6 protein-coding genes are annotated in these 5,002 nt (G+C 75.4%); 2 read left to right on the forward strand and 4 right to left on the reverse strand.

The annotated features are described in order from the left end of the window. The 3 genes from IDM29_RS14855 to IDM29_RS14865 all read right to left on the reverse strand — a co-directional run. On the reverse strand, positions 1-406 hold a 406-nt coding region (locus IDM29_RS14855), incomplete at its 3' end, for a hypothetical protein (protein ID WP_223148371.1). A gap of 234 nt (positions 407-640) precedes the next feature. Then, on the reverse strand, positions 641-1,693 hold the full coding sequence (locus tag IDM29_RS14860) for a LacI family DNA-binding transcriptional regulator (RefSeq protein WP_182111790.1): 1,053 nt from the start codon (positions 1,691-1,693) through the stop codon (positions 641-643). Positions 1,694-1,919: 226 nt separating this feature from the next. Next, positions 1,920-2,411, reverse strand: coding sequence for a DUF2505 domain-containing protein (locus tag IDM29_RS14865; protein ID WP_255491597.1), 492 nt, complete (start codon positions 2,409-2,411; stop codon positions 1,920-1,922). A gap of 119 nt (positions 2,412-2,530) precedes the next feature. Between IDM29_RS14865 and IDM29_RS14870 the strand changes: the two genes are divergently transcribed. Continuing rightward, a complete protein-coding gene (locus tag IDM29_RS14870; protein ID WP_255491596.1) occupies positions 2,531-4,009 on the forward strand; it encodes a sensor histidine kinase in 1,479 nt (492 codons plus the stop codon). Between the two features lie 107 nt (positions 4,010-4,116). Here IDM29_RS14870 and IDM29_RS14875 read toward each other — a convergent pair whose 3' ends face one another. Further along, the gene (locus tag IDM29_RS14875; RefSeq protein WP_182111789.1) at positions 4,117-4,365 is read right to left on the reverse strand and encodes a WhiB family transcriptional regulator; all 249 of its coding nucleotides are present in this window, start codon (positions 4,363-4,365) and stop codon (positions 4,117-4,119) included. Between the two features lie 286 nt (positions 4,366-4,651). Here IDM29_RS14875 and IDM29_RS14880 point away from each other — a divergent pair. Continuing rightward, on the forward strand, positions 4,652-5,002 hold a 351-nt coding region (locus tag IDM29_RS14880; RefSeq protein ID WP_375372423.1), incomplete at its 3' end, for a hypothetical protein.

Here is a 5,002-nt window from a genome sequence, read left to right on the forward strand (position 1 = left end):
CGAGCGTCGCCGCGTCGGCGACGCCGTCGACGTGGCCGAGGTAGACGACGGCGGGGAGCGCGCCGGGTCGCTCGACGCGCTGCAGGCTGGACTGCTCGGCGCCGAGCCCGGCGACCGTCGCGGGGGAGACCAGGGCGGTGGCGGCGTCGTCGGCCGCGGCGCGCGCGTCGGCCGTGGGCACCGTCAGCGTGTCGATGGTGACGCGGACCTCGGCGCGCGCGGGGTCCGCACGGGTCAGGGCGTTCTCCACGCCCTGGTTCTCGGTGGCGACCAGCAGGACCGCGAGCGAGCTGAGGAGCGTTCCCACGAGGACCGCGACCGTGGCCACGACCGCGAGCAGGCGCCACTGCCGGGCGGAGCGCCGCAGCGCGGTGCGCAGACGCCAGGGCCGCAGGTCGCCGCTCACGCGTCGCCGTGCGGGCGCGGTACGGCAGGAGGTGCGCTGACGCCGCCGGCGCGAGCTCGCATCATCACCTCGTCGTGTGGGAGCCGCGGGTCGTCGTCGAGCCGCGGGTGGGTCGGACGCGATCATGCCGGATCGCTGGGCGCGCTCCCACCCTTCGCGGACGCCGTGACCGGATCGTTACGGGCGACCGCTGCGCCTCGGCGGTCGGGTCGGACCGCGGGACGGCCGCGCAGGTCAGGCGGAGTCGCGCGCCACGACCTCGGCCCCGAAGATGCGGGGCTCGAAGGACGTGGTCTGCCCGGCGATCTGCTCCAGGAGCAGCTCGCCGGCCACCCGGCTCATCTCGACGACGGGGTTGCTCATCGTGGTGAGCGGGGGCGCGGTGGACGCGGCGACGCCGAGGTCGTCGAAGCCGATGACGCGGATGTCCCCGGGCACGGAGACCCCGCGGCGGGCGAGCACGCCGAGGGCGCCCGCGGCCATGAGGTCGGAGGCGGCGAAGACGCCGTCGATGTCCGGGTGCGCGTCGAGCAGCCGGTCCATCGCCGCGGCGCCACCGGCGGACGTGAAGTCGCCGCGGACCATCGCCTCGTCCGAGAGCTGCGCGTCCTGCAGCGCCTGGCGCCAGCCGGCGAGGCGGTCGACGCCGGCGGCCATGTCGAGCGGCCCGGCGATCGTCGCGATGCGCCGGCAGCCACGCCCGATGAGGTGCTCGGTCGCCCGGCGTCCGCCCAGGTAGTTGTTGACGTCGACGTACTGCATGGGGCGCGGTGCGGCCCAGGGGCGGCCGACGAAGACGCACGGCAGGCGCGACTCCGCGAGCACCGTGTCGAGCGCGTCGTCGCGGTGGTGGGAGACGATCACGGCCCCGTCGACGTGGCCGTTGCGCAGGTACCGGCCCGTGCGGTGGGCCTCCTCGCCCCGGCGCGCGATGAGCAGGATGAGCTGGATGTCGGTGTCGACGAAGGCCGCGCTCAGGCCCTGGAGCGTGCCGGCGAAGTACGGGTCGGTGAGGACCTTCTCGTCCGGCTCGGGGACGACGAGCGCCACGGAGTCCGTGCGCCGGGTCACGAGCGAGCGCGCGGCGCGGTTCGGGGTGTAGCCGAGCTCGGCGACGGCCTGGTCGACGGCGGCCTGGGCCTCGGGGCTCACCTTGAGGCCCCCGTTGATCGCGCGGGAGGCGGTCGAGCGGGACACGCCGGCTCGTTCCGCGACCTCTTCGAGCGTGGGGGCGTGCGGGAGGTCCGAGGCGGGCGGCAGCCCGGGCGGACGCACGTCTGCCGTCATCGGCGAAGTCCTTCCTGAGCGCCCGGGGCTCGTGGCCGGGCGGCCGTGCGGTGCGGCGTCGCACCGGGCAGGGTCGTTGGGCGTGGCGTCACCACGCCGTCCCGCGCGTCGGGCCCAGGATGAGAGCGGTTCCACTACGTCCGGTAGTCTCGCGGCGCCTCGGGAGGCGTGTCAACAGCACGCGCCGTCGCCGCGCCGCGTTCTCACCACGTGCGACCGGCGCCGCTCACCGGGCGAGCCACGCCCGGGCCGTCCGCTCCTCGGCCGCGATCGCGGCCTGGAGGGCGCGAGCGGTCTCCTGCTCGACGGCCGAGGCGAAGAGCGGGATCGACGCCTTCAGCTCGCCCTGGATCTCCTGGACGGTCGCGTCGCCGTCGGACGTCAGGCGCATGGTCCCGGTCAGCCGGACGGGGACGCCCACGATCTCGACCACGACGGTGCCGCGCCGCTCGTCGCCGCCCGGCGCCACCCACGCCTCGACCTGGCGGACCTCGAGCGTGGCGCCGACCAGGGAGCGGAACTGCGCGGGGATCTGGTCGGTGGGCATGTGGCGGCGCGTGGTCACGGTGAACGCCTCGTCGGCGGTCCCCACGACGTCGACCTGCTGGGAGACGGCCCCCGACGCCCGGACCTTCGCCGCGACGAACTCCTCGTCGGCGAGCATGGCGACCACGCGGTCGAAGTCGGCGTCGTAGCGCGCGTGTGCGGACAGGTGCACCCTTGCCTCCGGGTCATCAGCGGTGACCTGAGGCTAGTGCCTCGTGCGGGGGCGGCGCGCGCTGCCTGGCGCCTCCGCCGCCCGCCCGGGGCCGGCCCCGGTGCGCCTACGCTTTGGGCGTGTCCACACTGAGCGACCTCGTCTCCCGGCATGCCGACCTCAGCCCGGCCGACGTGGAGTGGCTGCACCTGCTCGTCGGCGACTGGCAGCTGATCTCGGACCTGGCGTTCGGCGACCTCGTCCTGTGGCTGCCCACCACCGCGGGGGACTTCGTCGCGATCGCCCAGGCGCGTCCCTCCACCGGGGCGACGGTCCACTACGACGACATCGTCGGGAGCAGCGCCCCGGAGGGCCAGCGACCGCAGCTGGAGCGGGCCCTCGCGGAGGTGCGCATCCAGCGCTCGCGCGAGCCGCGCTGGTTCGGCACCTACGCGGTCCGCGAGGAGGCGGTCCCCGTCGTGCACGGCGACCGGCCGATCGCGGTCATCGCGCGGCAGACCAACCTCGGCGGCACGCGCACGCCGAGCCGGCTCGAGCTGAACTACGTCGAGGCCGCGGACGACCTCGTGGCGATGATCTCCCGCGGCGAGTTCCCGTCGCCGAACGCGCCGACCGGCCCGCGCCGCGGGGCGCCGCGCGTCGGCGACGGGCTCATCCGGCTCAACTCCGAGGGCGAGGTGCTCTACGCGAGCCCCAACGCGCTGAGCTGCTTCCACCGCCTCGGCGTGCTCGGCTCCCTCGTCGGCCGCTCGCTCGCGGAGGTGACGACCGAGCTGCTGGAGGAGAGCTCGGCCATGGACGAGTCACTGCCGCTCGTGGTCATGGGCCGCGCGCCGTGGCGCACCGACGTCGAGGCCCGCGGCGTGTGCCTGTCGCTGCGTGCGGTCCCGCTCACCGAGCACGGTCAGCGCATCGGCGCCGTCCTGCTGTGCCGCGACGTCTCGGAGCTGCGCCGGCGGGAGCGCGAGCTCATCACCAAGGACGCGACGATCCGCGAGATCCACCACCGCGTGAAGAACAACCTGCAGACGGTCGCCGCGCTGCTTCGGCTCCAGTCGCGGCGCATGACGTCGCAGGAGGGCCGCGACGCGCTCGGCGAGGCGATGCGGCGGGTGACGACGATCGCCCAGGTCCACGAGACCCTCTCGCAGACGCTCGACGAGACGGTCGACTTCGACACGCTCGTGGACCGGAGCCTGCGGCTCGCCGCCGACGTCGCCTCCGCGGGGGCGTCCGTGCGCACCGTGCGGACGGGGACGTTCGGGATGGTCCCGGCGGAGGACGCGACGGCGCTCGCCCTGGTGCTGACCGAGCTGGTCACCAACGCGGTCGAGCACGGCTTCGCGGGCGGCCTCACGGGCACCGTGGAGATCACCGCCGAGCGGACCGGGACGCACCTGCGGGCGACGGTCGCGGACGACGGCGTCGGCCTGCCGCCCGAGGCGGGTGGCCGCGGGCCGATGACCGGCCTGGGCACGCAGATCGTGGGCACGCTCGTCCGCAACGAGCTCCAGGGGACGATCGACTGGTCCGCCCGGCCGAGCGGCGGGACGCAGGTCGTGCTCGACGTCGACCTGCGCGAGCGCAAGCCCGCCTGAGCGCCGGGTGGACCCACGCCGGGTGCACCCGCCGAGATGACGACGACCCCGGCGCCGCCCTGAGGGCGGGACCGGGGTCGTCGTGGGTGCGGTGCGGAGGCGGCTGGTCAGCCGGCGCGGCGGGCGCGGGCCGTGCGACGCTTGAGGGCGCGACGCTCGTCCTCGGAGAGTCCGCCCCAGACGCCGGCGTCCTGCCCGGACTCGAGCGCCCACTTCAGGCACGTGTCGATGACGGGGCAGCGGCGGCACACGGCCTTGGCCTCGTCGATCTGCTGGAGCGCAGGTCCGGTGTTGCCGATGGGGAAGAAGAGCTCAGGGTCTTCGTCCAGACATGCAGCGCGATGGCGCCAATCCATGCGATCTCCTCGGGCGCGCGTCGAGCCGGCACCCGGGGGAGGGTGTGGGCTCTGGTGGGGGGCGTGCGGGAACGTCCTACGACTGCATCAAGCGTCACATGCCGCCGCTCGGCTGCACAAGGGGTAACGAGAAGGTTTCATCCGTATCACCGTGAGGTGTTGGTCACAGCGTTTCGACCCCGCCGGACCAGCGCCGATACCTCCCGCGAGGGCCGCGCCGGGACCCGCCCCGGGACGGCCGCCACGGGGCGTCCGCGGCGCGGGTCGGTGGTCCTAGGCTCGTGCCGTGCCCGGTCCCGAACCCCTGTCGCCCGAGGGCGGCGAGCCCGCCGCCGCGTCCGTCCCGGGCCCCCGCGGGACGTCGCCCGGCGGGCGGTCCCGGTCCGTCTTGCTGCTCGTGGCGCTCCTGCTGCTGGAGGCCGCGGCGCTCGGCGTCGGGGCGGTCGTGGGGCTGGTCGCGCTCGTCTCCACCGAGAACCGTGCCGTCGCCGCCTTCCTCGTGCTGTCCGCCGCGGGCGTGGCGGCCGCCCTCGCCGTGGGTGCCCGCTCGATCTGGCGCGGGTCGGTCGCCGGGGACGACGCGCGGACCGCCGCCGGGCCGGCCGAGCGCGCCGCGGGCACCGATCACGGGGACGCC

Source organism: Actinotalea sp. JY-7885 (assembly GCF_014525465.1).
Classification (GTDB): Bacteria; Actinomycetota; Actinomycetes; order Actinomycetales; family Cellulomonadaceae; genus Actinotalea.

Excerpts from the sequence above, each read along its gene's own strand:
- IDM29_RS14875 (WP_182111789.1), bottom strand. The coding sequence starts at position 4,365 with ATGGATTGGCGCCATCGCGCTGCATGTCTGGACGAAGACCCTGAGCTC.
- IDM29_RS14860 (WP_182111790.1), bottom strand. The coding sequence starts at position 1,693 with ATGACGGCAGACGTGCGTCCGCCCGGGCTGCCGCCCGCCTCGGACCTC.